The 26,583-nt window shown below is 51.8% G+C and carries 24 protein-coding genes and 2 pseudogenes; 12 read left to right on the top strand and 14 right to left on the bottom strand.

Features of this window, described 5'->3' with window-relative positions:
* Positions 1-10: 10 nt before the first annotated feature.
* The 3 genes from JMW05_RS07835 to JMW05_RS07825 all read right to left on the bottom strand — a co-directional run bounded on the left by JMW05_RS07835 (position 11) and on the right by JMW05_RS07825 (position 2,619).
* Positions 11-1,000 (bottom strand): alpha/beta hydrolase, encoded by a 990-nt coding sequence (locus JMW05_RS07835; protein ID WP_201504751.1) that lies wholly within the window; start codon positions 998-1,000, stop codon positions 11-13.
* A gap of 222 nt (positions 1,001-1,222) precedes the next feature.
* A complete protein-coding gene (locus JMW05_RS07830; protein ID WP_201504750.1) occupies positions 1,223-2,038 on the bottom strand; it encodes a BON domain-containing protein in 816 nt (271 codons plus the stop codon).
* Between the two features lie 128 nt (positions 2,039-2,166).
* A complete protein-coding gene (locus JMW05_RS07825; protein ID WP_227691479.1) occupies positions 2,167-2,619 on the bottom strand; it encodes a YraN family protein in 453 nt (150 codons plus the stop codon).
* 112 nt (positions 2,620-2,731) lie between these two features.
* Here JMW05_RS07825 and rsmI point away from each other — a divergent pair, with 112 nt between their 5' ends.
* Both rsmI and JMW05_RS07815 read left to right on the top strand, forming a co-directional pair.
* On the top strand, positions 2,732-3,619 hold the full coding sequence (gene rsmI, locus JMW05_RS07820; RefSeq protein WP_201504749.1) for a 16S rRNA (cytidine(1402)-2'-O)-methyltransferase: 888 nt from the start codon (positions 2,732-2,734) through the stop codon (positions 3,617-3,619).
* Between the two features lie 63 nt (positions 3,620-3,682).
* Positions 3,683-4,702, top strand: a complete 1,020-nt coding sequence (locus JMW05_RS07815; RefSeq protein ID WP_201504748.1) for an adenosine kinase — start codon at positions 3,683-3,685, stop codon at positions 4,700-4,702.
* Between the two features lie 146 nt (positions 4,703-4,848).
* On the opposite strand, the gene nfuA is transcribed toward JMW05_RS07815, so the two are convergent.
* Positions 4,849-5,508, bottom strand: coding sequence for a Fe-S biogenesis protein NfuA (gene nfuA, locus JMW05_RS07810; RefSeq protein ID WP_199508455.1), 660 nt, complete (start codon positions 5,506-5,508; stop codon positions 4,849-4,851).
* 407 nt (positions 5,509-5,915) lie between these two features.
* On the opposite strand from nfuA, the gene JMW05_RS07805 reads away from it, so the two are divergent.
* From JMW05_RS07805 to JMW05_RS12045, 4 genes and pseudogenes are all read left to right on the top strand, one after another.
* Positions 5,916-6,995, top strand: a complete 1,080-nt coding sequence (locus JMW05_RS07805) for a bifunctional nicotinamide-nucleotide adenylyltransferase/Nudix hydroxylase (protein ID WP_201504747.1) — start codon at positions 5,916-5,918, stop codon at positions 6,993-6,995.
* Positions 6,996-7,105: 110 nt separating this feature from the next.
* Positions 7,106-8,503, top strand: coding sequence for a nicotinate phosphoribosyltransferase (locus JMW05_RS07800; RefSeq protein WP_201504746.1), 1,398 nt, complete (start codon positions 7,106-7,108; stop codon positions 8,501-8,503).
* A complete protein-coding gene (locus JMW05_RS12050) occupies positions 8,497-8,799 on the top strand; it encodes a hypothetical protein (protein WP_227691478.1) in 303 nt (100 codons plus the stop codon). The genes JMW05_RS07800 and JMW05_RS12050 overlap by 7 nt, the downstream gene beginning before the upstream one ends.
* Before the next feature lie 21 nt (positions 8,800-8,820).
* Positions 8,821-9,291: pseudogene (locus JMW05_RS12045) on the top strand (SGNH/GDSL hydrolase family protein); the annotation flags it as partial.
* Between the two features lie 93 nt (positions 9,292-9,384).
* Here the strand turns inward: JMW05_RS12045 and JMW05_RS07790 are convergent.
* Positions 9,385-9,657, bottom strand: coding sequence for a type B 50S ribosomal protein L31 (locus JMW05_RS07790; RefSeq protein WP_201504745.1), 273 nt, complete (start codon positions 9,655-9,657; stop codon positions 9,385-9,387).
* Between the two features lie 421 nt (positions 9,658-10,078).
* On the opposite strand from JMW05_RS07790, the gene JMW05_RS07785 reads away from it, so the two are divergent.
* On the top strand, positions 10,079-10,693 hold the full coding sequence (locus tag JMW05_RS07785; protein ID WP_201504744.1) for a YceI family protein: 615 nt from the start codon (positions 10,079-10,081) through the stop codon (positions 10,691-10,693).
* A 126-nt stretch (positions 10,694-10,819) separates the two neighbouring features.
* On the opposite strand, the gene JMW05_RS07780 is transcribed toward JMW05_RS07785, so the two are convergent.
* Positions 10,820-11,254: a COG4315 family predicted lipoprotein gene (locus JMW05_RS07780; RefSeq protein ID WP_201504743.1), complete on the bottom strand. Its 435-nt coding sequence runs from the start codon at positions 11,252-11,254 to the stop codon at positions 10,820-10,822.
* 602 nt (positions 11,255-11,856) lie between these two features.
* Between JMW05_RS07780 and JMW05_RS07775 the strand changes: the two genes are divergently transcribed.
* Positions 11,857-13,440 carry an FAD-dependent oxidoreductase gene (locus tag JMW05_RS07775; RefSeq protein WP_201504742.1) on the top strand — a complete coding sequence of 528 codons (1,584 nt, stop codon included), beginning with the start codon at positions 11,857-11,859 and terminating at the stop codon, positions 13,438-13,440.
* Positions 13,441-13,544: 104 nt separating this feature from the next.
* Here the strand turns inward: JMW05_RS07775 and JMW05_RS07770 are convergent, their stop codons facing one another.
* Positions 13,545-14,231 (bottom strand): LOG family protein, encoded by a 687-nt coding sequence (locus JMW05_RS07770; RefSeq protein ID WP_201504741.1) that lies wholly within the window; start codon positions 14,229-14,231, stop codon positions 13,545-13,547.
* A gap of 207 nt (positions 14,232-14,438) precedes the next feature.
* Between JMW05_RS07770 and JMW05_RS07765 the strand changes: the two genes are divergently transcribed.
* A complete protein-coding gene (locus JMW05_RS07765) occupies positions 14,439-15,035 on the top strand; it encodes a M23 family metallopeptidase (RefSeq protein ID WP_265090600.1) in 597 nt (198 codons plus the stop codon).
* Between the two features lie 33 nt (positions 15,036-15,068).
* Here JMW05_RS07765 and phoR read toward each other — a convergent pair whose 3' ends face one another.
* The 3 genes from phoR to dtd all read right to left on the bottom strand — a co-directional run bounded on the left by phoR (position 15,069) and on the right by dtd (position 17,778).
* On the bottom strand, positions 15,069-16,439 hold the full coding sequence (phoR, locus tag JMW05_RS07760) for a phosphate regulon sensor histidine kinase PhoR (RefSeq protein ID WP_227691477.1): 1,371 nt from the start codon (positions 16,437-16,439) through the stop codon (positions 15,069-15,071).
* Between the two features lie 67 nt (positions 16,440-16,506).
* A complete protein-coding gene (gene phoB, locus JMW05_RS07755) occupies positions 16,507-17,214 on the bottom strand; it encodes a phosphate regulon transcriptional regulator PhoB (protein ID WP_201504740.1) in 708 nt (235 codons plus the stop codon).
* A gap of 108 nt (positions 17,215-17,322) precedes the next feature.
* Positions 17,323-17,778 carry a D-aminoacyl-tRNA deacylase gene (dtd, locus tag JMW05_RS07750; RefSeq protein WP_201504739.1) on the bottom strand — a complete coding sequence of 152 codons (456 nt, stop codon included), beginning with the start codon at positions 17,776-17,778 and terminating at the stop codon, positions 17,323-17,325.
* Positions 17,779-18,012: 234 nt separating this feature from the next.
* Here dtd and asd point away from each other — a divergent pair.
* Positions 18,013-18,837, top strand: a pseudogene (asd, locus tag JMW05_RS07745) (archaetidylserine decarboxylase); the annotation flags it as partial.
* 211 nt (positions 18,838-19,048) lie between these two features.
* Here the strand turns inward: asd and JMW05_RS07740 are convergent.
* The 4 genes from JMW05_RS07740 to fadB all read right to left on the bottom strand — a co-directional run bounded on the left by JMW05_RS07740 (position 19,049) and on the right by fadB (position 24,399).
* The gene (locus JMW05_RS07740; protein ID WP_201504737.1) at positions 19,049-19,633 is read right to left on the bottom strand and encodes an isochorismatase family protein; all 585 of its coding nucleotides are present in this window, start codon (positions 19,631-19,633) and stop codon (positions 19,049-19,051) included.
* Positions 19,634-19,868: 235 nt separating this feature from the next.
* Positions 19,869-20,678: an acetoin reductase gene (locus JMW05_RS07735; protein WP_201504736.1), complete on the bottom strand. Its 810-nt coding sequence runs from the start codon at positions 20,676-20,678 to the stop codon at positions 19,869-19,871.
* 295 nt (positions 20,679-20,973) lie between these two features.
* Positions 20,974-22,146, bottom strand: a complete 1,173-nt coding sequence (gene fadA / locus JMW05_RS07730; protein ID WP_201504735.1) for an acetyl-CoA C-acyltransferase FadA — start codon at positions 22,144-22,146, stop codon at positions 20,974-20,976.
* Between the two features lie 93 nt (positions 22,147-22,239).
* Positions 22,240-24,399, bottom strand: a complete 2,160-nt coding sequence (gene fadB / locus JMW05_RS07725; protein WP_201504734.1) for a fatty acid oxidation complex subunit alpha FadB — start codon at positions 24,397-24,399, stop codon at positions 22,240-22,242.
* A gap of 323 nt (positions 24,400-24,722) precedes the next feature.
* Here fadB and JMW05_RS07720 point away from each other — a divergent pair, with 323 nt between their 5' ends.
* Together JMW05_RS07720 and JMW05_RS07715 are read left to right on the top strand one after the other, a co-directional pair.
* Positions 24,723-25,700 carry a polyprenyl synthetase family protein gene (locus JMW05_RS07720; RefSeq protein ID WP_201504733.1) on the top strand — a complete coding sequence of 326 codons (978 nt, stop codon included), beginning with the start codon at positions 24,723-24,725 and terminating at the stop codon, positions 25,698-25,700.
* A gap of 49 nt (positions 25,701-25,749) precedes the next feature.
* A complete protein-coding gene (locus JMW05_RS07715; protein ID WP_201504732.1) occupies positions 25,750-26,559 on the top strand; it encodes a DUF72 domain-containing protein in 810 nt (269 codons plus the stop codon).
* Positions 26,560-26,583 lie beyond the last annotated feature (24 nt).

Below are 26,583 nucleotides of genomic sequence, written 5' to 3'. Positions count from 1 at the left end.
CCATCATGCGTTAATTGGCGCTGTTTTGTGACGACTCGGTACTATCGATAGAAGAGACGCTCAACTGACGCTCAAGATAGCGCAGCACTTGGGCGCGGCTGTCGTTGAGCCAGCGCAGTGGCGACGCAAACGCGCCGATACTGGTCGCGTGGCTGGCGCCTTTAATCACGCCCGTCTCGACATCCACACCATGCTCGAGCAGTGCCTTGTGCATGTTGATGGCGTTTTGTGGATAAACGGTCTTGTCATTGCCAGCGGTCAATAATAAATAGGGCGGCTGCGCGCCAGTGATGTGTCTGTCAGGCATGACCTCATCAGGAGTCGCGCCGCTTGGAAAGGCAACGGCAGTCGGATACTCACGAAAATCATAACTGTACGGCCCAGCAATGCCCACCACCGCACGCAGGTCGGTTGGCTGCATGCCATAAGGCGCTAAAAACTTCTCATCAGCGACTGCGGCCACAGCATTAAACGCGCCTGCCGAATGCCCCACCACCGCCACCCGCTGGGCGTCGGCATGATAGTCACCTGCGTGCTGATAGCTCCACGCAATCGCCTGCGCGGTATCTTGTACATAATCTGGATAGACGTGCTCAGGCGCTTTACGATAATTAATCACTGCCGTCACGTAGCCTGCTTGGGCAAGACTCTCACCGACAAAGGCGTAATCGTCTTTAGTGCCACTTTGCCATGAGCCGCCGTGTACAAACACCACCATCGGGTAGTCGCCACTCACCGCTACTGCGCCATCTTGTTGACGCAGCTGCTTGGCAAGGGCTTTTGGATAATAGATATCGAGGTTTTGTAGCGCGTCTTCCCCATAAGCGATGTCTTTGGTCACGCCCACGCCATTGCCCAGACTGAACTTATTGACGACGTCTAATGCGCTAAGGGCACGTGCTTGCGGCGCGAGTAATACGCCGCCGGTCACGCACAGCGCACTTATGACGGTCATACGGCGCGGTAATGTAGGAACAAAAGTGGCTAATGATGGCTTCATAATACAGTCTTATGTGGCGGTATAGGACATATTGGGGTTGTATCAACTCTTGATATGTAAACTCTCAATCAGCTTAATAGCTTGATAACGCTGATATAAACCCAATGCTGAAACCAATCATTTTATCAATCGCACTGCCCTGTGCCGTGTCTTTCCTGTTATGGATGTTTAGTATTCTTGTGACAGTATTTCAACTGCTTCATGCCCATATTTAGCAGCGTTTTACTGCTGATACAGCTGAATGTAGCCGCTGGTTTCTTCGGAGTCGCTTGGCACGGTGGCAGCATCGGCCAGCATCGGCTGATTGTAGACGCTGCTGCCTTTAATTAACGGCATCGCACGGCTTGATAAATTGCTACCCTCGGCGCTGTCGCCATTTTCGTACATGATGTCTTTGTCATCAATGGGCGCGCCGTTGTCATTAATCAGTGTGGTCAACAGCACAAGCTCGGTGATACCCACGGTATTGTTGGCAATATCAACCAAGTTGCTTTGCTGGGTGGGCGTCATGCGACCCATGACGTAGACCACGCCATCATCGGTGACGGCTTTGATTTGCGAGGCTTTGATGGCGTCATTGGCAGCGACTTTTGCCATCAGTTTTGAGGTGATGTAGCCATCATGCACCGTGGCGCTGTAGCCACGTGCGACACCGACATTCAATTCATTATAAACGCGGCGCACGTCAGGCATTGAGGCGACCATATCGCCGATTTCTTTTTTAATCGCTTCGCTTGGCACTTCGCCTGTCAGCAGCACCTCGCTATAAAAGCTGTCGATACTGATGCGGCTGGTTTCTTTTAGGTTCTCTTGCAAGCCGTAGGCATTGACCTTGATGGTATGCTCGATGCTGCCATCAAGCAGACGCTGGGGAATGGTGCGCTCAGTCACAGGCACACCGTAAGTACCCTGTGTGCTGTTGGTCAAATAGTTGGTGGTACAGCCTGTGCTAACGACAGCGACGGCCACCAGTGACCCGACTGTCATGCGACGAATGGTGGGTCGAAAAAATGTGGTAAGCGTGTGCAATCTGGTCATGATATACCCCATAGAGCCGAATAAGATTAAGTGCGCTGACGCGTGCCGTCATACTGTACTGAATTTTTGTGTACGATGGTTAATTTTTTGGTAACGATACCTTAGCAAAAGCTTACTATCGCTACCGATTACCATGCCTGCGCCATAAAAGCGCCTTGTATCCATGTGGGCGCGGATGCTGCCCCTTGCGCATCCGTACCTGAATAGCCCAGCACATCAAAGCGGCATTCACAATCAGCATACTGCGGATGCTGCTGCAAAAAGTGCTTGGCTGTCTTCACGATGTTTTGCTGTTTTTTGCGCGTGACGCTCTCTATTGCATCGCCAAAGTGGGATACGCGCCGCTGACGCACCTCGATGAACACCACAATGTCCCAAGCCGTACCGCGCTCTAGCATAATAAGGTCAATCTCGCCCACCCCTGCCTGTTGCCAGTTGTGAGCAAGATAAGACAATCCTTTGGCTTCCAAATACGCGCGCGCCTGCTGCTCAAAGGCATGACCTTGTTGCTGTTTTGGCGCGTGCATCGGCATGGGCGCAGGCAGCTTTGGGCGTCGCTTTTTAGGTGGCGAGGTACTCACGTCAGCTCTCGGTGAACATTTAAGAAATATCATAGCACAACATGCTAAACTAGCCACTTTTGTATGGCGTGCTGCCTGACGCTGTCTTTTTATATCGTCCAAAGAGGTTTTCATGTCCACCCCCACATCTGCCCCTGCCAGCTTGTATATCGTTGCCACTCCGATTGGCAATCTTGAGGACATGACCCCGCGCGCCATCGCGACGCTCAAGACGGTCGCCATCATCGCCTGCGAGGACACGCGCACGTCAGGCAAATTGCTTGCGCATTTTGGTATTGATACCAAAAGTCAGACTGAGGACGGGCGCACGCTGAATCGACTGTGGGCATACCATGAGCACAACAGCGCCATCCAAACCCCGCAAATCATCGAGATGCTACACAGTGGGCATTCGGTCGCGCTGATTAGTGACGCGGGCACGCCATTGGTCAGTGACCCAGGCTATCAGTTGGTACAAGCCGCGCATGCGGCAGGCGTGCCTGTCTCGCCGATTGCTGGCGTGTCCGCCGCCGTCGCTGCCTTGTCAGTGGCAGGTCTGCCCTCCGACCGCTTTAGCTTTATTGGCTTTTTGCCTGCCAAGACGCACGGCCGCCAAAAGCAGTTAGAGGCGCTCACCACGCGCACTGAGACGCTGATTTTTTATGAAGCGCCGCACCGTATTGTTGCCAGTCTTGAAGATATGGCGGCGGTGCTCGGGGACACGCGCGCCGTAACCTACTGCCGCGAGCTGACCAAGACCTTTGAGACGGTACACAAATCTACCTTGGGCGAGCTTATCGCGTTTGTGCGTGACGATGACAATCAGCAGCGCGGGGAGATTGTGCTGGTGGTGGCAGGCGCAGACAGCCACGAAGATGCTGAAGATGTCTCGGTACACGATGCCCTGCTCAAGCGTTTGCTGATGGACTTGTCGGTCAAAAAAGCCGCCGCACTGGCAGCGGACATCACAGGACGCAAAAAAAATGCACTGTATCAACGTTTACTTACGTTGCAAGATTAATCTATATTAAAAGTATTTTATTTATTGACCCCTATAGGGCAACAATACTGGGAGAAAAGCGGTATGTATGATGTCATGGCAATCGGCAATGCACTGGTCGACCACGAATATCTACTGAGTGATGCAGCGCTAGAAGAGACTGAGCTGACGCGCGGCAATATGACGCTGGCGGATTTTGAAGAGCAACAAAAGCTGTTGGCGTATTTTCAGCTTGCTGACATTGCCCCATCAAAGCAAGCGGGCGGTGGGTCTGCGGCCAATGCCATGTTTGCCTTTGCTAGCCTCGGCGGCAAGCCATTTTATGCCTGCCGTGTCGGCGATGATGAGCAAGGTCAGTTTTATTTAAAAGATTTAAATAACGCAGGCGTCGCCACCTCAAAAAACTCTGTGCATCCAGGCGGGGTCACGGGCTCTTGCGTGGTGGCCGTCACTGACGATGGCGAGCGCACGATGCAAACCTATCTTGGCACATCCAGCGAGATTGCTGATGAAAACATCGACTTTGATGCTTTAATGCAGTCAGATTGGCTGTATTTAGAAGGCTACTTGGCGATGTCTGAGAGTATCTTGCCTGCCATGAACAAGCTGCGCCAACAAGCGGGCATTCACAATGCCAAAATCGCGGTGAGCTTTGCTGACCCTGCGGTGGTCAAGTTTGCCAAAGACGGTCTGCTCGATATGCTGGGCAATAAAGTTGCGGTGATATTTTGCAACAGTGAAGAGGCGCGTTTGTTCACTGAGAAAAAACAGCTCAAAGCCGCTGCCCGTGCCCTATTGGACCATTGTCAGACCGCTGTGGTCACCGATGGCGCAAATGGCGCGGTCATCGCGCACAGAGCCGATGCCGACAGCGAGATTGTGGTACACGAAATCGCCACACCGACTGTGGTTGATGTGATTGATACCAATGGCGCAGGCGACAACTACGCAGGCGCATTCTTATACGCGCTATCGCAGCACCACGCGCTGCCTGAATGCGGTCGCCTTGCTGGTGAAGTGGCGTCGCAAGTGATTCAGCAGTTCGGTCCACGCCTTGAGTCACAAGACTATCAAGAGATTGCCCGCCGCGTGCTGTCTGCATAAGCGTTTATTGGCTGTTTAAGCAAAACGATTTGCTATAAAAAAACCCATATCATCACGATATGGGTTTTTTTGTGCGGCGTGTCTGTCATACCCTCCAAGCATACAGTCTGCCATGTCAGCAGACCGCTGCTTGTCTGGCTAAACGCCTATTTGTAATACGCGTTTTCGGTACGCGTGTGGTCGGTATCATCCACCACTTGGGTCAGCTCAGGGATTTGCTGCTTGAGTTGCACTTCGACGCCTTGGCGCAACGTCATATCGACCGCCGAGCAGCCTTGGCAACCGCCGCCGAATTTTAGCACCGCGGTCAGGCCAATACCTTCTTCTTCGATTAATTCAAGCAGTTGAACGTCACCGCCATGCGCGGCAAGACCGGGGTTAATCTCTGATTGCAGTACATAGTTGATACGCTCTTCAATGCTGGCATCCGCGCCCACTTTAGGCACTTTTGAATTGGGCGCACGGAAGGTCAGCTGCCCACCAAAGCGGTCTTTGTTGTAGTCGATGACCGCATCTTCAAGATACGGCACAGAAGCGGCGTCAATAAAGGCGCTAAAGTCATCATAACGCAGCTGCAAATCTGCTGCATCTTCTTCGCCAGGTTGGTTGTATGCCATGCAGCATTCAGCGCGCGGCGTGCCTGCATGCTCAACAAAGATACGCACGCCAATGCCGTCGGTGTCTTGCTTTGACAACAGCTCGGCTAGATAGCCTTGCGCAGATTCGGTAATGGTGATGTTGCTTTTGATATCGGTCTGTTCGGTATCTAGCGCAGATTGGTAGTCGGTCGTTTGGGCGTCACTCATAATCATTCCTAATCGGGTGTGTGATATAAGGCGTGGTCACCAAAAGCGCTCAAGGCTTTATAGCAGCACGTCTTATCGTTATCGGTGATTGCACCAGCTGGCGGCGACCCGTCACTGGCAATATAAGGGCTATCGCGTGTCCAAAATGAGCCGTTTGCGCATCACTTCGGCACAAAGCGCGATACAGTGCTTATCATATCGGTCTTCTTGCCGTAAATATCAAGTCATTGGCAACATTATAACGCAATCTTCGGTTAATTCCGACCGCGCTACTGCGGATTTAATGACCAAGGCAGTCGCTACACGCGTCATGGTATTTCTATACGCGTTGTCACTTGTCAGCCCTTGGGGGCTATGTCAGTATTGGCAACACTAAAAATAAAAGCAATGCTAAGGAGCTGGCGGGTATGAGTATGCTACCTGAACACAATCTACAAGCGTCCACGGACGATACGCATAACAACGCGATGGACGACAGACATTATCAATATTTGGTCTTTATCGGCCGCTTTCAGCCGTTTCACCACGGACATAAAGCCGTGATTGACGAGGCACTGACCCGCGCCGACGAGGTCATCATGCTTATCGGCTCGGCAAATCTGCCGCGCAGCCTGCGCAACCCCTTTAGCGTTGAAGAGCGCAGCGCGATGATTAAGGACGCGTATTCTGCCGAGGACGCCGCACGTATTCACTGCGTTGGGCTGGATGATGCACTGTACAACGATACCCGCTGGCTGCAATATGTGCAAAAAGGTGTGGTCTCGGTCACAGGCGATGTCCACGCCGATATTGGCTTGATTGGACATTCAAAAGACAGCTCGTCGTATTATCTGTCACTGTTCCCCAACTGGGCATCGGTCTCTGTACCCAATTATCAAAATCTCTCTGCCACACCGATACGCGACAGTTTTTTGATGGGCGCGACCCCCACCTCAGTACGCACGCCCGAATCGACGCAGCACGTGCTTGAGCAGTTTAAACAGACAGCCGATTATAAGCGCTTGCACGAAGAGGCAGGCTTTATTGATGAGTACAAAAAACAGTGGCGCAATGCCCCTTACCCGCCGACCTTTATGACCGCTGATGCGCTGGTCGTGCAGTCGGGGCATATCTTGCTTGTGGAGCGCGGCGGTATGCCAGGGCGCGGACTGTGGGCATTGCCAGGCGGTTTTATCAATCCCAAAGAGACGCTGTTTGATGCCTGTATCCGTGAGCTGATTGAAGAGACGGGGCTGAGCGTGTCTGAATCGGCACTGCGCAGCTCGCGCCACAGCCAGCATACCTTTGATGACCCGTACCGCTCGGCACGCGGGCGCACCATTACCCAAGCATTTTACTTTCAGCTTAAAAACGACCCGATGGGCTTGCCAACATTAACGGCGGCGGACGATGCGGCAAAGGCGTTTTGGTTGCCACTGTGCCAGCTTGATGCGACCAAAATGTTCGAAGACCACTATGCGATTATTACTAAGATGGTGGGATTGTAAGGGTTAAAAGAGTAGATAAGCCTATTTTATGGCACCGCCATAGTACAAGTCATCACAACATAAAATAATTACCGATAAGAAAAGCAAAAAATCAGGCACAGGAGCGCCGTATGTTTACCCGTAATTTGCACAATTTGATATTAAATACCGACAGCTACAAAACCTCGCATTGGGTGCAATACCCAAAAGGCAGCGAGTATTTATCCAGCTATATTGAGGCGCGCAAAGGCGATTTTGATGTGCTGTTTTTTGGCTTACAAGCCTTTATTAAAGAGTACCTCAGCACGCCCATCACCCATCAAGACATCGACGAGGCAGAAGCGGTCATCAATGCGCATGGCCTGACCTTTAACCGTGCAGGCTGGGAGCGTCTGGTGGACAAGCATGGCGGCTATCTGCCGCTACGTATCGATGCGGTACGTGAAGGCAGCGTGTTGCCCGTCTCGAACGTGGTCTGTCAGGTGGTCAATACCGACCCTGAGTTTTATTGGCTACCGAGCTATATCGAGACAGCTTTGCTGCGCGCCATCTGGTATCCATCCACAGTCGCCAGTATCTCGCATTACTGCAAAGGCATTCTTCGTCAAGCGCTAGAAAAATCCGCCGACAGCACCGAATCGCTGACGTTTCGTCTGCATGACTTTGGCGCACGCGGCGCGTCAAGCATGGAAACGGTGGCGCTGGGCAGTCTTGCGCACTTGGTCAACTTTGCGGGCACTGACGCCTTGAGCGCGCTGGTCGCTGCCAGCCGCTGGTATGGCATGACCGATGAGATGCCCGCGTTTTCTATCCCTGCCGCCGAGCACAGCACCATGACCGCATGGGGTCGCGCGGGCGAAACCGACGCCTACGCCAATATGCTCGATCAGTTCGGCGGTGAGGGTCGCGCCTTTTCGGTGGTGTCAGACAGCTATGACTTGTGGAATGCCATTGACAATATCTGGGGCGGTACGCTAAAAGCAGAGGTGGAAACCATGGGTGGCACGCTGGTCATCCGTCCCGACAGCGGCGAGCCTGCCAAAGTGGTACGCGAAGCATTAGAGCGCCTTGCGGTCAAGTTCGGCACGCGCACCAACAGTAAGGGCTACAAAGTCTTGCCCGACTATATCCGCATCATTCAAGGCGATGGCATCAACCCGCACAGCTTGCAAGGCATCCTAGATACGGTCATGCAGGCAGGCTTTAGCGCAGAAAACGTCACCTTTGGCATGGGCGGCGGGCTGTTGCAGCAGGTCAACCGCGACACCATGAGCTGGGCGATGAAAGCCAGCGCCATTCGTATCGATGGGCAGTGGCATGACGTCTATAAAGACCCCGTTACCAGCCACGCCAAACGCTCCAAAAAAGGACGCATGGCACTGATAAAAGACAACAACGGCAAAGTCAGCACCATTCGTGAAGAGGAACTGCGCGATACAGATGACAACCTACTACAGACGGTGTATCTGGATGGTAAGCTGATGATTGATGAGCGCCTTGATGTCATTCGTGAGCGTGCTGGATGGTAACGCACATCAAGCATCTGCTTTTTGCGCCGCTCTACTTGTATCAAGGGCGCAAAGTCAAACGCAGCACCCTGCGCTTGCCTGAGCCTATAGGCGCGCGCTGTGGGCAGATGGATTTTGCGCATGGTGGTAATGCCCAAGCGACGCAGCGTCAGCAGACATTAAGACTAATGATCGTCGGTGACTCTGCGGTCGCTGGGGTCGGTAGCGACACTCAGCAAGACGCGCTCGTAGGGCAACTGCTATTGGCATTCCCGCAACAACCGTCTATAACGGCGCAGTTTAAAACGCTGATATAGTCGGTCAACGCCACGACAGGGCATACCAGCTTTGATGTCTTACGTCGCCTGTATGTGCTGCCAAAACCGCCGCAGCCTATTGACGTGATGGTCATCAATGTCGGCGTGAATGACACCACCAAAAACGTCGCGCGCGTACAGTGGCAACAGCATTTGACGCAGATTATCGCCATTGCACAGCGTAAATTTGGGGCACAGGCATTGATTTTTTTGGGTTTGCCGCCGATGGCAGAAATGCCCGCCCTACCTGCACCGCTTAGTGGCTTTATCGGTGCCAAGGCGCAGCGTCTGGATCACGACTTACAAGATATCTGCGCGCAGCATGACGGCGTGTATTATCTGCCTGTTGATTTTTCAAAACTGGCTACGCAGCAGCGTATCGAGCCTGCCTTGGTATTTGCCCGTGATGGCTTTCATCCGAGCAGCCTGACCTACCAACACTGGGCGGGGCAGCTGGCAGAAAAGATTGCCGAGCTGTTAGCCGAGCACTAAAGCGCGCTGCATCACCATAAAAGACCGACCCCATAAAACAGGCACAAAAAAACCGCTGAAGACACAGCGGTTTTTTTTGGCAAAAAGAGCGGCTTATTCAGCAGCTTTTTTCTTGCTACGGCCACCAAAAGCGCCAAAACGCTTGTTGAAGCTCGCAACACGACCTTCGGTAGACGTTTTACGTTGCTCGCCTGTGTAGAACGGATGCGATGCACTTGAGATATCAAGTGGGAAGTATGGGTATTCTTTACCTTCATACTCACGAGTCGCTTTGGTGCTTACGGTTGAGCGAGTCAAGAAATACACGTCAGCGTTGGTGTCGTGGAATAGAACTTCTTGATAGTTTGGGTGGATATCTTTACGCATAATATACTCTCTAGGTCCGATGTATCGACAGCGAGTGCCGCTACGTGACTGAGGCACTAAGCCCATCTGAAAATACAGCAACTGGGTCACTGGCTCATTCCAGCACCAAGCACCATATTTTTGTTTACTTAGCCTTCCCCAGTGGGAAAATCAAACCGCGATTTTACCGACTTTTTGCGCCAGTGGCAAGCCGCCATCGACCTTGCGTGTGCTTGCTTTTGCTTAATATCAAGCGTTTTGCTCATGCTCAAGTATACAGGAATGTAAAAAATCGTAACATAAAGGCCTGTGATAACCGCAACGAAGTCCATTATAATAACATCCAGTTTCACAATAAGACTTATTATTTAAGTTTAATTAAACAATAGGGCTTAACATTGTATTGCCGTTTTTATTATTTTTATGAGACAAGGATATTGTTATGACTCGTTTATCTAGCCGTTTTGCCGCTACTGCTTCAAAAGCCGTTATTCTAGGTGCCGTTATCGGTGCCAGCAGCCTTGCCAGCGCTGCACTACCGACCCAGTGGGAGCTGGACAACTCGCATACCCGCGTGGGCTTTTCTGTTGACCACATGGGCTTTTCAACCGTCATGGGGCGCTTTGCAGATGCCCAAGGCAGTGTCAACTACAATATGGCACAGCCGAACCAAACGACGGTCAACTTCACCATTCCAACCAGCAGCATCGATACAGGCTGGGAAGCGCGTGATGAGCACCTGATGGGCGAGCAGTTTTTTAACGTTAAGAAGTACCCAACCATGACCTTTAAGTCAACCAAGGTACAGTTCATGAACCCGCAGCAAGCCAAAGTAATGGGTAATCTAACCATGCTGGGTCAAACCAAGCCGCTAACGCTAAACGTGACACTCAATAAAATCGCCAACAGCCCATTGACCAACGCACCTGTGATTGGTTTCCGTGCGACAGGTAATATCGACCGTGTTGCCTATGGTATGGACGCGTACGCCGCTGGCATCACCACCAATGTACCGATTCAAATTGATGCAGAATTGGTCGAAAAAAGCGCCAAATAAGCCCGCGTTTTTGCCATAAAAGTGCTATAAAAGCGCCATAGAAAAAGCCCGCAACGCGTTATCGGTTGCGGGCTTTTTTACGTTTTACAAGTAGCTGTCTTGGTGTTTTTTATAAATAGCTACTGATTATTTGGCATGAATCACGTGCCAAACGTCAAACTTCTCATCGCCGTGCATGTCGCCGACTTTGGTGTCATTGGCGTAGAAGTATAGCGGCTTGCCATTCATTGCCCATTGGTATTTGCCATCTTCACGTTGGAATGGGGCAAATTGTCCTGAGGCTTTGGCATTGCTCGATGCCATAAATGCAGGCCACGCGACCATACAGACCGAGCCACACTCTGAGCGGTTCATCGAGTCTTTGTCATAGGTGTATAGGGTCATGTGGTTTTTGGCGTCCACCAAGATGCCGTTTTTGCTGGTCACAGGCGCCATATTGTTGGTGTTGCTATACACATCGTGCATACCTGAATCATCGGTACCCACCGCATTTTTTAGGGTTGAACAGCCAGTGAGTGCCAACACGCCCATCAAGGCTGAGGTCATGAGTATCTTTTTCATATCAAATTCCTTTATATCGTTATTGTTGTTGCCATCGGTTGTTGTATTATCGCTGCCTACGCATGTTTAGCGCTGGGCGTGCGCTCAATAGCCTCATGCCAATAACGCGGGACACGAATATGATGACTGAAGCGTGCGTGTCGATATTCTTGTACAGCGGTATTATTACGCCAGCTATTGATGGCTTTAATATAGCATAGGCACAAAGTAGCGTATGGTCTCACTGCAAAAACTTACAAAACCGTAGCATAATACCCCAGCACTGCGCGGTGCTCTTGTGCGTGCTGCCGCGCAACCAACGCGCCCGTTATTTGCGGGCGGTCGTAGGCTGGCGCGCTTAACAGAGACCTACGCTTTTGACAAAACTTATGTATCTGTTTACGTATTTACCGCGTTAGTTACCTAATTTTTTCGTACACTACGCTTATAAAAACGCACACAACGCAAAAATGTACACAACGCAGTAACAAACTGGCTTTTAACCACCGATAAAGCTTATACGACGGTCGGCATTCCGCTGACACCGTCTTTATTGATATAAAATTGCCCTTTTTTATTCCCCATTCATTGTTGATGTTGACATCAAGGATATAACGACGACCATGACCGATTCTGCAACTTTCGTTTCCAGTGCTCACGAGCAGCGTTCCAGTCAAGTAACAGACACGGCCGCGCCCACTCGGGTAGGTATCTTGGGTGGCGGTACGGCAGGCTCGACCATTGCCATCCGTCTGGCGGCGCTGGGTATTGAAACGTATGTCTTTGAGCAAAAATCCTCACTGATAGATGGTCCGCCGATGTGTCATTTGCACGCTGGTGGCAATCTGTACCGTGAGATACCCGATGACGATTGCGTGGCGCTGCTCAAGCAGTGCATTGATATCGTCCGTTTGTACCCCTACACCATCGATGTGCGCCCCACAGTATTCGCAGTGCCGACCCGTGATGATGGGCAGCCTGAGGACTTGCTGCCGCGCCTTGAGACCCTCACCCAAGCCTATCGTGCGCTGATTGCAGAAGATGAGCTGAACAAAGTGTTGGGCGAGCCTGAAGATTATTATCAGCTATACAGTCATGACCAACTGCTTGAGCTGGCAAGCCGCAAACAAGTGGCGGTACCGCGCAGCGTCGATGAGTGGATGATACCTGTTGCGAAGTATTTGGACTTAAATAAAGTCAAATATCCTTTGATTGTGGTACAAGAATACGGCTGGAATATTTTTCGCTTGGCGGCGTCAGCGTCATTGGCACTCGAGGCCTATGACCATGCGCATGTCTTGACCAACACCCAAGTCATTGAGGTGTCTGAGCAAACCGCGCCCAAGGAAAATGAAGACCTCGATGGCACGCGGCGCTGGCGCATTGATTATGAGATGGCAAACGGCAGCCATAATCACGTGGACGTGGATTATCTGGTCAATGCCTGCGGTTTTGAGACAGGGATTATCGACGATATGGTCGGCGTGCCCGTCACACGTATGGTGGAGTTTAAGTCCTCTTACATCACCCATTGGGGTCAAGCGGGCGGGCAGATACCTGAGATTATCATCTACGGTCAGCGCGGTACGCCTGAGGGCATGGCACAGCTGACGCCGTATCCTGAGGGCTATTTTCAGATTCATGGTATGAGTAAATTCATTACCCTATTTGAAGATGGGCTCGTGGCCTCAAGTGAAGACAGCGCCCAGCCTGCACTGCCTGAGCAGTACCTACACTACATCAAAGACGGCTGGGACCGTGCGCCACTACAAGCGCGCAGTCAGCAAGCCATTGATTATGTCAGCGAGTTTGTACCGACCTTTAACAGCGCACGCACTGTGGGCAATGCGTTGTATGGCGCGCAGCAAATCCCTGGCGAAGATGACACCCTGCGCGTGGCGGACGTGAGCCTGTATCCAGACAAATACTACGCGCGTGCTGAAAACGTCAAAGCCTCCTCTACCCTGCTTGCGGCAGATGAAATCGTCGGGCAGCTTGAGGACATCGGACTGCTAAGCGCTGATTTGCCTGCCAATCAGGACCGCTATGCGCATGAATGGGACTATCTGGTACACACCGATGATGGCATGGTTGATGCAGTCGCGCGGACACTTGCCTGCGAGCGTGGGTTTCCAACGGCGATGGCCAAGGTCAATCACAGCCTACGCGAGTTGAGCTTGGTCAGCCTCACTCCTGCAGAAAGTTAGAACAGACACACCATAAAAGCTCATCACAAAAAAGGCGCTGTCTATCAAAACAGCGCCTTTTTTTACGTGGTATCAATGGGCGGTAGAATCAGCGGGGTTCGCTATTAATTGCCCACCATGGTTTGGGTATCGACCTGATCGTCAATCGCCACAATCACTTGTAGCGCGTCAATGGCTTCAGCGATGCTGTTACAAACCACCAAGCGCTCTAGGTCTTGCGCTTTCATAAAGCCTTCTGCAGCGGTATAACGCAAATGCTCGATGAGACGGTCATAAAAACCATCGATGTTTAAGATAATCATCGGTTTTTCGTGCTGGTACAGCTGACGCCATGTGGCGATTTCCATAATCTCTTCGAGTGTGCCAAGACCGCCAGGCAGGGTGATAAAGGCATCGGCGTATTCTGCCATGACGGTTTTGCGGGTGTGCATGGTGTCGGTTAAGTGCAGGCGGGTCAGATTTTGATGCGCCACTTCGTGCTTGAGCATAAAGGTCGGAATCACGCCCACCGCCTCAGCACCACCTGCCATCACCGCATCTGCCACCGTACCCATCAACCCGATGCTTGCCCCGCCGTAGACCAGTCCCATGCCGTTGTTTGCCAAGGCAGCCCCCAACTCACGGGCAGCGTTTTCATACACCACGTCATTGCCCAAGCGAGAGCCGCAATACACGGCAACAAGGGGCATGTTTAAGCTGGCTTTGTCTACGGCTTGCTCGATATGGCTGATGTCTTTACTGGTCAGTACGTCATAAGGCTCAGAAGGGTTTGCGTTACGATTTTTTTGCATATGCTGTCCTTGATGAATGGTAGAGTATATTTTTAGTCGTTGTCGTTTGGTTTTATCGTCATTATTTGGCTCAATCACTGCCAGCGTATTACGGCATCACAGCGTATTGGCGCTGTCTTCATATTAGCACAAGCCATTCGTGCACGCGCCCGTTGCGCGGCATTTATACGCAATTTGTACATTACTTAGCCAATAGGTAAAACGCTTATGTCCCAAGACGCCCCCACACCGAACCCTCATCCGACCAAGCGCCTGTTTGCAACGGGTGCAAAGGCGGTCGCGGTTATCTTGTTTTTGTTCGTCGTGCAGCAAATCATCACCAAAGGGCTGCCCGATATGTCCATATATGTGCAAGAAAAATGGCAAGGCATTCGACTGTTACAAGAGCCGCTACCGAGCGAAAACAGCTTGCCCAATCCTCTGCCCGAGCAGCGATTGGTGGACACATGGGGCGGCGCGCGCAGCAATGGGCGCACGCATGAGGGCATCGATATTTTTGCGCCGCGTGGCACACCGATTCAAAGCACCACCGATGGCATCGTGCGCAAGGTCGGTGAAGACAGACTGGGCGGACGCGTGGTCAGTATCGTCGGTCCTGGCGGCGCAGGACATTACTACGCGCACTTAGAGGACTATGCAGACATCGTGGTTGGCGACTGGGTCGATGCTGGTGAAGTGATTGGCTATGTGGGCGACAGCGGCAACGCCAAAGGCACGCCGCCGCATTTGCATTATGGTATTTATATCAGTGGTAGCGCGGTCAATCCCTACCCGCTACTCCAAAAAGATGCGCCTGCGCAATAATCAAATCAGGCATGCGCCATAAACCATGCCGCGTTATAGCAGCGGCATTTTTGGCAAGGCGTGCTGTTTGGGCACGCTCTTATCATCCGCCTTGATACAGTTATTGGGAAAGACGATGCTAAAGGTCGAGCCTTTGCCCTCTTCTGAGTCGATGTGCAGCTTGGCATTATGCTGATACAAGACGTGCTTTACAATCGCCAGACCCAGACCTGTGCCGCCAGTGGCGCGGCTGCGTCCGCTATCGACGCGATAAAAACGCTCGGTCAAGCGCGAGATATGATGCGGCGCGATACCAATGCCATCATCCGTCACCGAAAACTCGCAGCCTTCAACCACCGATTGCCAACTGATGACGATGTTGCCGCCTTTTGGCGTGTATTTGATAGCATTGACCACAAGGTTTAACAGCGCACTGTTTAAATACAGCTCCGCGCCGTATAGGTTGTCATCGCTGTGTATCTCAAGGCTGATATGGTGCCCATAGTCCTTGTTGTATACCTTGGCATCGTCATACAGCTGGGTCAGCAGCTTACGCATGTCTATTTTGGTTAAGGTCGGTTTTTCTTCATTTTCAAGGCGTGAAAGCAGCAGTAAGTCATTGACGATGCTGTTCATACGTGCGGTTTGCTGCGTCATGAGCGACAACCCGCGTTGCCACTTGGGCTCAAGGTCGGGCTGGTCAGAAAAGGTCTCAAGATAGCCCATCAGCACCGTCAATGGCGTGCGCAGCTCATGGCTGACATTGGCCACAAAGTCGCGGCGCATCTGCTCCAAGTGTTGCAGACGGGTCACGTCATAGATAATCAGCAGCTTGTCGCCGCCAAAATGGGTGACTTCGCATTTTAGGTAGCGGTCAGGGCTTTTCCATGACACCAGATGGATGCCATTGTTCGGCGCGGCGGTAGTGCGGTAATACTCGAGAAATTCAGGCTCGGTGATGAGATTAAAGATACTGTTGCCTTGGTCGCTGGATTCTAGCGCGAGCAAATCCTCAGCCGCTTGGTTCCACCACTCCAGCCCGTCGTTGTCGTTGAGCAGTATCACCGCATCTTGACGCGCCAGCAGGGAGCTGCGGATTTTTTTGACCAAACCCATCATTTTTTGCTGAGTGATTTGTTCTTGTTGGCGGTTGTGATACAGCTGTGCGGCGACCACGCTCAGCCCGCCGAGCATGTCTGGTGGCGGCGTGCTGATGGATTTGTTCAGCCATTCATCAAAGCGGTGTAGCGCATACATTCGCCAAAAGATATACAGCAGCAGTGAGGCGGTGATACAACCGAGCAGATACGAGCTATACAGCCCAAGCAGCACCCCCATGCACAACGAAAACAGCAGCCAGCGGATGTCTGCAAACAGCAAGGCATAGCGGTGGGTATTGGACGGCGGTTGGTTATGCGGCATCATCGTTGCGCCTATCCTCAATCACAGATTTATCAATACAAGAGATAAAGTACCAAAAACGCTTGGCGCGTTAGGATTCTGATTCCATCACGTTAGAAAAGCGGTAGCCTGTACCACGGACGGTCTGAATCAAGCCTGCGTAGTCGTAGGGCGCAAGCAATTTGCGCAAACGGCGAATGTGTACGTCAATGGTGCGGTCTTCGATATACACATTGCCGCCCCACACTTGGTCGAGCAGCTGGGTGCGAGTGTAGGCGCGGTCAGGATGACTCATAAAAAATGCCAGCAAGCGGTACTCGGTCGGGCCAATCTCAATCACTTTGCCATCGGCACTGACGCGCTGGCTTTTTGGGTCAAGGCTCAGCCCTGAGACGGTAATCGGCTTGCTGCCACTCAGCGCACTGCTACGACGCAGCACCGCCTTGATGCGCGATACCAGCTCGCGGGTCGAGAACGGCTTGGTGATATAGTCGTCCGCGCCTGCGTCCAGACCGTGTACCTTGTTGCTCTCTTCACCTTTCGCGGTCAGCATAATCACGGGAATTTCAGAAAGCATGTCGTCTTTTTTGAGCATGCGACAAAAATCAATGCCGCTTTTGTCCCCAGGCAGCATCCAGTCGAGTAAAATCAGCGCAGGACGATGGTCAACCACTTGCTGATGCGCCTCAGAGACGTCCGTCGCTTGTAGGCACTCATACCCTGCCATTTCAAGTGTCATTGTAATCATCTCACAAATGGCTGGCTCATCTTCGACGATTAAAATTTGTTCACTTTGCATATCTTAACCTCATGGGTGTACACATTAGGTGCGAAAAAAAACGATAAGTACTCGCCACTATGCCCCTATTAAACGGCTTTTGTATGACGAATTGATGACACTTTGATGTTAATTTATCTCCAGTATAAAGTTAAGTGGTCCATCATTGGTACTGCTGACTTGCATATTTGCGCCAAACTGCCCTGTCGCTACATTGGGGTAACGCGCTTTGGCATACTCGACCAGCTCAGCGAACAAATCGCGCGCAGCATCGGGCGGCATCGCGTCACCAAAGTCAGGGCGACGTCCCTTTTGCGTGCGCGCCATCAAGGTAAACTGCGAGACGAGCAGCAGCCCGCCGCCGACTTGCTCGACGTTTAAATCCAAAAGACCGCGTTTGTTCTCATCCGTGGTATTTTCAAAAATACGGTAGCCCAAAATTTTATCAATCATGCGCTTCGCGTGCGCGAGCGTGTCGTCGTGCCCAAGCCCAATGTACGCCAGTACCCCCTGCTCAATCTCACCGACGCACACCGCATCGACGGTTACAGATGCGTGCGCAACACGCTGAATCAATGCTTTCATCTTACGCTCCTATTACGATTATACGCATACCTGCTACAGTGAGCATGCTACTATAGACCCTAACTGACAAGCATAATGCCGCAATGCGATTGCAGCTGTGTGCTTGTTGCAGTGACTTCACTGGATGATCAGCACAGGTCATCTGAACACTATCCTGTGTGCTGGGCAGCGTTGTGCTTACACTGGGCACGGATAAGCGGTTTATTCTTTATTGATTATGTAGGCGGTTTTGATATGAATTTATTTACCACGCTGCAACAACTGGTGCCCCAGCAGCGCTTGAGCGAAGTGGCTGGACGTTTGGCTGCCAGTCGTCACCCAATGGTCAAGCGCGCGTTTATCCGCAGCTTTGCCAAAGCGTACGATGTTAAATTAGATGACTATGCGCGTCAAAATTTAAACCAGTATGAGAGCTTTAACGACTTTTTTACCCGCGAATTAAAAACCGATGCGCGGCAGATTGAGCGTGGCGATCATGGCATCGTCTGTCCTGCCGATGGCGTCATCTCACAGCTCGGTCAGATTCATGAAAACAAGCTATTGCAAGCCAAAGGGCGCTATTATGACATCGGTCAGCTGCTTGCCAATAGCGACGATGGCAGTCACTTCTTAGATGGCAGCTTTGCGACGATTTATCTGGCACCCAGCAACTACCACCGCGTACACATGCCGTTTGCAGGGACGTTGACCAAAACCCGCTACGTGCCAGGCACGCTGTTTTCGGTCAATACCACCACTGCCACACACATTCCTGACCTGTTTGCGCGTAACGAGCGCTTGGTCTGTATGTTCGATACCGAATATGGCAAGGCGGCGGTGGTCATGGTCGGCGCGATGATTGTCGCGGGAATTGAGACCTGTGCGACGGGCAAAATCAGCCGCACCGAGCACATCCAAGAACAAACCCACAATCTGCGCCTGATGCAAGGCGATGAGCTGGGGCGTTTTTATCTTGGCTCTACCGCGATTGTGGTACTGCCAAAAGCAGCGGGCATGCATTGGCAAACGCACCTACGCGCGCAAATGCCCGTGGTCATGGGTCAACTGCTCGGTTCAGCCGTTGCGCCGAGCGAGGCGGCAGTCACGCCCGTAGCGGACACCGCTGCGACTGCGAACACGCCGTCATCTACCGTTGATTTGGCCACACCGAAAGCGGAGATACCCACCGAAGGACCGCTACCCCCAAAAACGCCGTAGACCGCGCACGACAGTCGTTATATAAAAAAGCGTACCGAGTTTGGTACGCTTTTTTGTGTTGGTCGCCTATAGATTATTGAATCTCTTTAATCAGACCGCTGATGGTCTTAAACGCAGGGTCTTCGCTACTGCGGCACAGCTCAAATAGGATGGACTCTACGGTCGTAATAACCCCACCTGCACGGCGAATGCGGCGGATGGCTTGTTTTTTATCATAAGGAAAACGCGAGCCGACCGCATCGGCGATAATCACAGGCTGCATGCCATTGTCTAATAAGTCAAGCGAGGTCTGCATGACGCACACATGCGCCTCAGCACCATAGACCAGCACCGTACTGCGGTTTTGCTGCGCCAGATAATGCCATGCGTCGTTGTTGTCACAGGCGCTAAAGGTGGTCTTGTCAAAGCGCTGGCGGTTTTTTTCCTCAAGCACGTCCATGACCTCAGGCAAGGTGCTGCCCAAACCATGACTGTACTGCTCGTTTAGCATGATGGGGATATTCAGTGCTTGCAAGCCTTTGGTTAAGATGATGACTTTTTTAATAATATTGTCGTGGTCATCGATGTGCGGTATCAGGCGCTCTTGCACATCCACCATCATGGCTTGGGTGTTTTCGCGGGCGATACGGTACGTGCGGTCGGTAATCATTGTGGACATAATACGCTCCTTGTACAAACGAGTAGTGCGGGTTTATCGTACTTGTTTTTTGCTCTTGTTATTGATTGAGTGACCTTATCATTTAGTCATAATTTGTTGAGTACGTCAATTAAGATACGTTATCCGCAACATAAAAAAGGTCTCACAATCGATGTCAGACCTTTGTTGTTGTATTCAATGCGTTTATAGCGTTTAAACACAGGCTGGGCGTTTAAGCATATCTCACACGTTCAGCTTATCTAAACACCATGCCCCCATCGGTTAAGATGGTCTGTCCTGTGATGTAGTCGGAATCTTCTGAGGCTAAGAAAGACACTAAGTTTGCGACATCGTTGGGCTGCTGCGGACGACCCGCCAAAATCCCGCTGGTAAACTCATTCCACGCTTGTTTTGGCTCATAGCCTTTGTGCTCGACGAACGCTTGGTCGATGCGCTCCCACATCGAGGTATCAGCCACCCCTGGGCAGTAGGCATTGACGCGAATGTCATACTTTGCAAGCTCTTTGGCGGTCGCGTAAGTAAACGCACGCACCGCAAATTTACTGGCACAATAAAGGCTGAGCATCTCATAACCTTCGTGACCTGCGATACTACAGGCGTTAATAATCTTGCCAATACCGTCTTGATTCTTCATCTGTTCGGCAGCGGCTTGGGTACCAAAAATCACGCCTTTGATATTAATATCAAATACCCGATCAATCTCTGATTCTTCAATCTCTAAAAAAGGCGCCACCGATTCGACGCCTGCATTATTGACAAAGACGTCTAAGCGACCGAATGTGTCTACCGCGTGTTTTGCAAGCTTAAACTGATCGTCACGTTTGAGCACATTGCCGACGACCGCACTCACATCAAAGCCTGCGTCAGTGAGTTCTTTTTCTGCCTTTTTCAGGTTGTCTTCATTGATATCATGGATGACCACTTTAAAGCCGTCGTGTGCTAAGCGTTTGGCAATGGCGTTTCCGAGTCCAACGGCTGAGCCAGTGACGACGGCAACTTTTGTGGCTGTTGTTTTAGAATCCTGAGCGTTCTGATTGTCTGACATAATCGACCTCATATTATTATCGTTCGTTGACCTAATAAAAACAGTTAGGCGGTATGGGCACTATGAGGATTCATAGCGCCTTCAGTCAGATTAGCACAAACAAACGTCTAATATTGAGAGCCGCATACGCTTTTAAACAAATCTAAAAAGCGGGCAATACACAATACAATATTGCTCTCATTATTCATTATTAAATAAAAAAAGCGCCTGAATATCAGACGCTCTTTTAACAGTATATTTTATGGACAGTCGTCTTAAAAAGCCAGCTGTATCACAGACGACAGTTAATACTTATCTACACCCGCTCAATCACAGTCGCGATGCCTTGACCCAAACCAATACACATGGTGGCAAGACCGATTTGCGTGTCTTGTTGCTCCATAGCATTTAATAGAGTCACGGTGATGCGTGCGCCTGAGCAGCCCAGCGGATGCCCAAGAGCAATCGCGCCGCCATTGATATTAACAATGTCTTGCTTGTCTTGCAGGTTCAGCGCTTTTAATACCGTAAGGCTTTGTGCGGCAAAGGCTTCGTTAAGTTCAATAGTTTGGATATCATCGAGGCTCATGCCCGCACGCTTGAGCGCTTTTTTGGTGGCGGGCACTGGACCGTAGCCCATAATCGCTGCGTCACAGCCTGCCACCGCCATGCTGCGGATACGCGCACGCACATTGAGTCCCAAGTCTTTTGCCTTTTGCGCGCTCATGACCAGCATGGCAGATGCGCCGTCCGACAGTGCTGACGAGGTCGCCGCCGTGACGCTGCCGCCTTTGGGGTCAAACACAGGGCGCAGCTGCTGCATTTGCTCCAGCGTGGCATCGGGGCGAATCACTTCATCGACGGTACACAGCTGCAAGCGCCCTTGCTCATCATGCCCTTCGATACCGATAATTTCATTGTCAAAGCGCCCTTCGGTGGTCGCTGCCCATGCGCGGCGGTGCGACTCCAGACCAAAGGCGTCTTGCTCTTCGCGGCTGATGTTGTTCATACGTCCGAGCATCTCAGCGGTCAAGCCCATCATGTTTGAGGCTTTGGCGTAATGCTTGGAGGCGGCGGGGTTTAGATCCACGCCATGCATCATGCCAACGTGACCCATGTGCTCGACGCCGCCAATGATGAAGACGTCACCTTGGTTGGTCATGATTTGCGCGGCAGCGGTGTGTAGCGCCTGCATAGATGAGCCGCACAGACGGTTGACGGTTTGTCCGCCTGCGGTTTTGGGGATGTCAGCAAGCAGACCGATATTGCGCCCGATGTTTAGCCCCTGCTCTAGCGTCTGGTTGACGCAGCCCCAGATGACATCTTCGACGTCTTGCGGGTCAAAGTCGTTGCGCTCGACCAAGGCGCGTACCAATTCAGCCGAGAGGCTGTCGGCGCGCACATGGCGGAACATGCCGTTTTTTGATTTTCCCATGGCGGAGCGGACACCATCCACGATGACCACGTCTTTTGGGCTTAATGTTGTCATATGATTATTCCTTATCCTTGATGCTTGTTGTCGCGTTTTTATGTGTGTGTCGCGTGTGCTGCTGTCTAATCAGTGACGCAGCTTTGCTACGCATTAATTCACAGGATAAAAACGCTCACCATTTGCTGCCATATCGCGTAGTTTTTGCGGGGCTTCATAGGCTTTGCCCAAATGCGCGTATTTGTCACACAAGGCGATGTATGTATCCAGTCCCACTTGGTCGATGTAACGGCAAGGACCACCGCGGAACGGCGGGAAACCCACGCCCATAATCATAGCCATGTCTGCTTCCGCTGGCGTGGCGACGATGTTGTCCTCAAGGCAGCGCACGGTCTCATTGCAGAACGCCAGCATCATACGATTGACAATCGCGTCATCATCAAAGCTTTGTGCGTCTTTATCAGTCACGTCTTTTAATAGCGCGTAGGTCGCGTCATCGGTGACTTTTTTCGGCTTACCGCGCTTGTCGGTTTCGTAACGATAAAAGCCCTTGTCGTTCTTTTGACCCAAGCGCCCTGCTTCGTACAGATGCTCGATAGCGCCTTTATAGTCGGGCTTCATGCGATCAGGGTAGCCGTCTGCCATGACTTCTGCGCCGTGTACGCCTGTGTCCAGACCGACCACGTCAATCAGATACGCAGGACCCATCGGCCAGCCAAAACGCTCCATGACTTTATCGACGTGGGTAAAGTCCGCGCCTTGCTTTAGCAATAAATCAAACGCGCCAAAGTACGGGAACAGCACGCGGTTGACCAAGAAGCCTGGGCAGTCATTGACCACGATAGGGGTTTTGCCCATTTTGCTCGCCAGCGCAACGGTGGTGGCAATCGCCGCTTCTGACGATTTTTCACCGCGAATGACTTCAACGAGCGGCATACGATGCACAGGGTTAAAAAAGTGCATGCCGACGAAGTTTTCGGGACGCTCAAGCGCTTCGGCAAGATAGGTGATAGAGATGGTCGAGGTGTTCGATGCCAAAATACAATCGTCTTTGACCAGTCCTTCGACTTCTTTTAGCACGCTTTGTTTGATTTTTGGGTTTTCAACGACCGCTTCGATGACGATATCGGTCTCGCCAAAGTCGCCATAGTTTAAGGTTGGGCGGATGCGGCTTAGGGTTTTGCCCATGTCGGTAGCGCTGATTTTGTCACGGTCCACGAGTTTGCCCAGCAGTTTGCTCGCCTCGCCCATACCCAAGTCCAGCTGCTCGGCTTTGATGTCTTTCATGATGATTGGCAAGCCTTTGCTCGCCGCTTGATAAGCGATGCCGCCGCCCATAATGCCTGCGCCCAGTACCGCCGCTTCATTAATGTCGTGCGCGTCTTTGCTGTGTTTTTTCGCCAGCTTCTTAACCAATTGGTCGTTTAAGAACAAGCCAACGAGGCTCGCCGCTTGCGGGGTTTTTGCCGCTTTCACAAAATAAGTGGCTTCGACTTCAATCGCGGCATCACGTGTTTTATTGACGTGTTTTTCAATCGCTTCAATGGCAAGCGCAGGCGCGGGATATTGCTTGGGATTGGCTTTGGCAAAAATCATGCCCTTGGCACTGTTAAACGCCATCGCCTGCTCAAGTGGATTGAGCTTAATCGGTTGACGCTTTTCTTCACGTTTGGCTTGCCAGTCCAGCTCGCCTGAGATGCATTTTTTAACCAAATCAAGCGCCGCATCTTGCAAGTCATCATTACTAACCGTCGCATCGACCAAGCCCACATGCAGCGCATCAAGCGGCTTTTTGGGCGTGCCTGTGGCAATCAGCTCCAGCGCATTGTCCACACCAATCAGGCGCGTGGTACGTACCGTGCCGCCAAAACCTGGAAAAATACCAAGCTGAGTCTCGGGCAGACCGATGATTGCTTTATCACCCATCACGCGGTAGTCACAGACCAACGTCATCTCACAGCCGCCGCCCAAGGCTGCGCCATTAATCGCGGCAACTTTTGGAAATGGCAAATCTTCGAAGCGGTTAAAGACTTCGTTAATCTCGATAATCCAGTCGCGAATCTCATCTTCGGTTTGCGTAAAGGCGCTGACAAATTCGGTGATGTCCGCCCCCGCGATAAACACGCTTTTGCTGGAAGTGACGATAAGTCCTTTGATGTCGTTGCTCGCTTCTAGGGTGTTGACCACCTCGCTAAACTGCTGGTTGGTTTCGGCATCAAACTTATTGACGCTCTCGTTTTCTGCATTAAATTGCATATTGGCAATGCCATCTTCTAGCATGGTCACCGTGATGCGGTTTCCTTGATAGACCATAAAAATCTCCTTGTTATATCGTGCATTTATTCTAGTATTGATGTCGCGGCGGTAATAAAGCGTCTTTTAGTGTAGGGGCTGTGCTGGGCACTGTCACAAGCTATCGTGGGCGCACAAGTCACTATCTTTTTTTATTAGTGCTTGCGCCGTGTGCCCGTTTTCCGCTATAGCTGGGCGCGTGTTTCATCACAGCACATTTGCCCATTAAGTTATATCGCAAATGCGTAACGAGATGCACGGATACGCCGCGTACAAAGCCCGCTAAAACCCTGAACGTGCTACACTAAGCAGGTTTTATTATTGCCTCATACCGTGGTGTATTTATGACCGTTTCTGTATTACCTAAGAGCGCCCAAGCGCCCGCCAGCCCTGCTCGCCCCGCCACCAGCCATGATGCGATGCGCGCGCAGCTCGACCAAGATATTGCTGCCTTACTCACCGCTGCTGACTTGCCCAGCCCACTACTCGATGCCTGCCGTTATGTGATGACCGCGAGCGGCAAACGCGTGCGTCCGCTGATGGTGTTTAGCACCTTTGCCAGTATTGATAGCAGCGCGCATGCCGAGCAAGACCCAGCCGAGTCACGCTATGACATGGCGCGCCGTGCCGCCCTCGCGGTGGAGCTGCTACATACTTATTCGTTGGTGCATGACGACTTGCCGTGTATGGATGACGATGCGCTACGCCGCGGGCAGCCGACCTGCCATATCGTCTTTGATGAAGCGACCGCGCTGCTGGCAGGCGATGTGCTGCAAACGCTCGCCTTTGAAGCGCTGCATGCCGAATTGCCTACCTTTCGCCCCAGTGATGCATTGATTGCCAGCCGTCTAAGCGCTGTCTTTGCCCCACGCGCCCGCCGTATGGTGTCGGGACAAATGCTCGATTTAAACGCCGAAGCCAGCAGCTCGATTGTACAAAGCGAGCTAGAAGCCATCCACCGCGACAAGACAGGCGCGCTGATTGAAGCGGCTATCTTGATGGGCGGCATCTGTGCAGGCGCAAGCGATGCCCAGCAAGCGGCATTGATTGAAGCGGCAAAAGCGATTGGGCTTGCCTTTCAGGTGCAAGACGATATTTTGGACGTCACCATGAGCACCGATGACTTGGGCAAGCCTGCGGGCAGCGATGAAAAACTGGACAAGTCCACGTACGTCAAACTGATGGGAGTAGAGACGGCAACCGAATACGCCGAGTCGCTGTTTGCCACAGGTCGCGCCGCCGCCAGCACTATCAGTAAAGACAGCGATGCTGCTCAGCCATTGGTGACGCTGATTGACTGGCTGTGGGCGCGCAAAAAATAAGCGCGGCGATAAGTAAAGCGATAACTATAATAAGAAAAGCGAGCAAACCATGAGCGCACAACGCATCTACCTCGGCACAGGCGGCTATAGCGACACGGATTTGCTCGGCACGCTGTATCCTACTGGCACCAAAAAGACGGATTTTTTGCAAGTCTACGCCCAGCAATATGGCGCGGTGGAGATTAACAGCAGCTTTTATGCGCCGATTGGGCAAAAGGCATTTGCGGGCATGGTGGATAAAGCATATGTACAAGCGAACAGCGCGCTCAAATTCGCCGTCAAGCTGCATCAAGACTTTACGCATGTCCGTAAAGGCACGCCCGAGCACGCCGAAGCATTCTTAAATGCGCTATCTCCGCTGGTGGACGCCGACGCTTTAGCACCGTTATTGCTCCAGTTCCCGCATGGCTTTGACCGTACTCGTGAGCATCGTTTCTACTTAGCAGAGCTTGTCAGCTGGTTTAAGGACTATCCACTCGCCATCGAGTTTCGTCATAACGGCTGGCACACGCCGCAAGTGGTCGATAGCTTCCGCGAGCAAGGGCTGATTTGGTGCAGTGTCGATTATCCCAAAGTCAGCGGGCTGCCACCCTCGCGCCTGATATTTACCGAGCGCACAGGCTATCTGCGCATGCATGGCAATAACCTGAACTGGTGGGACGCGATGAGCGCGGCCGATCGTCACGACTACCGCTATAGTGCGGCGGAGATGCAGGACTGGGCGCAAGCGATTGCCAATCAACGCCAGCACTTTGATGTGCTGTATGTGTTTTTTCAAAACACGGTAAAGGCGCACGCGTACTATAATATTGCGATGCTTAGAGAGGCGTTAGCAGCGCACAACTTTGACGTATTGTAGTTAACCTAAACCCTAATTTAATAA

Source organism: Psychrobacter aestuarii, assembly GCF_904846035.1.
In the GTDB taxonomy this organism is placed as follows: Bacteria; Pseudomonadota; Gammaproteobacteria; order Pseudomonadales; family Moraxellaceae; genus Psychrobacter; species Psychrobacter aestuarii.
The sequence above is the reverse complement of the archived record's forward strand: the minus strand, read 5'-3'. Positions and strand labels throughout refer to the sequence as shown.

What these genes read in the sequence shown, in the direction of transcription:
- JMW05_RS07835 (WP_201504751.1), bottom strand. Translation starts at nt 1,000, where the DNA reads ATGAAGCCATCATTAGCCACTTTTGTTCCTACATTACCGCGCCGTATG.
- JMW05_RS07830 (WP_201504750.1), bottom strand. Translation starts at nt 2,038, where the DNA reads ATGACCAGATTGCACACGCTTACCACATTTTTTCGACCCACCATTCGT.
- rsmI (WP_201504749.1), top strand. Translation starts at nt 2,732, where the DNA reads ATGTCCACCCCCACATCTGCCCCTGCCAGCTTGTATATCGTTGCCACT.
- JMW05_RS07815 (WP_201504748.1), top strand. Translation starts at nt 3,683, where the DNA reads ATGTATGATGTCATGGCAATCGGCAATGCACTGGTCGACCACGAATAT.
- nfuA (WP_199508455.1), bottom strand. Translation starts at nt 5,508, where the DNA reads ATGAGTGACGCCCAAACGACCGACTACCAATCTGCGCTAGATACCGAA.
- JMW05_RS07805 (WP_201504747.1), top strand. Translation starts at nt 5,916, where the DNA reads ATGAGTATGCTACCTGAACACAATCTACAAGCGTCCACGGACGATACG.
- JMW05_RS07800 (WP_201504746.1), top strand. Translation starts at nt 7,106, where the DNA reads ATGTTTACCCGTAATTTGCACAATTTGATATTAAATACCGACAGCTAC.
- JMW05_RS12050 (WP_227691478.1), top strand. Translation starts at nt 8,497, where the DNA reads ATGGTAACGCACATCAAGCATCTGCTTTTTGCGCCGCTCTACTTGTAT.
- JMW05_RS07790 (WP_201504745.1), bottom strand. Translation starts at nt 9,657, where the DNA reads ATGCGTAAAGATATCCACCCAAACTATCAAGAAGTTCTATTCCACGAC.
- JMW05_RS07785 (WP_201504744.1), top strand. Translation starts at nt 10,079, where the DNA reads ATGACTCGTTTATCTAGCCGTTTTGCCGCTACTGCTTCAAAAGCCGTT.
- JMW05_RS07780 (WP_201504743.1), bottom strand. Translation starts at nt 11,254, where the DNA reads ATGAAAAAGATACTCATGACCTCAGCCTTGATGGGCGTGTTGGCACTC.
- JMW05_RS07775 (WP_201504742.1), top strand. Translation starts at nt 11,857, where the DNA reads ATGACCGATTCTGCAACTTTCGTTTCCAGTGCTCACGAGCAGCGTTCC.
- JMW05_RS07770 (WP_201504741.1), bottom strand. Translation starts at nt 14,231, where the DNA reads ATGCAAAAAAATCGTAACGCAAACCCTTCTGAGCCTTATGACGTACTG.
- JMW05_RS07765 (WP_265090600.1), top strand. Translation starts at nt 14,439, where the DNA reads ATGTCCCAAGACGCCCCCACACCGAACCCTCATCCGACCAAGCGCCTG.
- phoR (WP_227691477.1), bottom strand. Translation starts at nt 16,439, where the DNA reads ATGATGCCGCATAACCAACCGCCGTCCAATACCCACCGCTATGCCTTG.
- phoB (WP_201504740.1), bottom strand. Translation starts at nt 17,214, where the DNA reads ATGCAAAGTGAACAAATTTTAATCGTCGAAGATGAGCCAGCCATTTGT.
- dtd (WP_201504739.1), bottom strand. Translation starts at nt 17,778, where the DNA reads ATGAAAGCATTGATTCAGCGTGTTGCGCACGCATCTGTAACCGTCGAT.
- JMW05_RS07740 (WP_201504737.1), bottom strand. Translation starts at nt 19,633, where the DNA reads ATGTCCACAATGATTACCGACCGCACGTACCGTATCGCCCGCGAAAAC.
- JMW05_RS07735 (WP_201504736.1), bottom strand. Translation starts at nt 20,678, where the DNA reads ATGTCAGACAATCAGAACGCTCAGGATTCTAAAACAACAGCCACAAAA.
- fadA (WP_201504735.1), bottom strand. Translation starts at nt 22,146, where the DNA reads ATGACAACATTAAGCCCAAAAGACGTGGTCATCGTGGATGGTGTCCGC.
- fadB (WP_201504734.1), bottom strand. Translation starts at nt 24,399, where the DNA reads ATGGTCTATCAAGGAAACCGCATCACGGTGACCATGCTAGAAGATGGC.
- JMW05_RS07720 (WP_201504733.1), top strand. Translation starts at nt 24,723, where the DNA reads ATGACCGTTTCTGTATTACCTAAGAGCGCCCAAGCGCCCGCCAGCCCT.
- JMW05_RS07715 (WP_201504732.1), top strand. Translation starts at nt 25,750, where the DNA reads ATGAGCGCACAACGCATCTACCTCGGCACAGGCGGCTATAGCGACACG.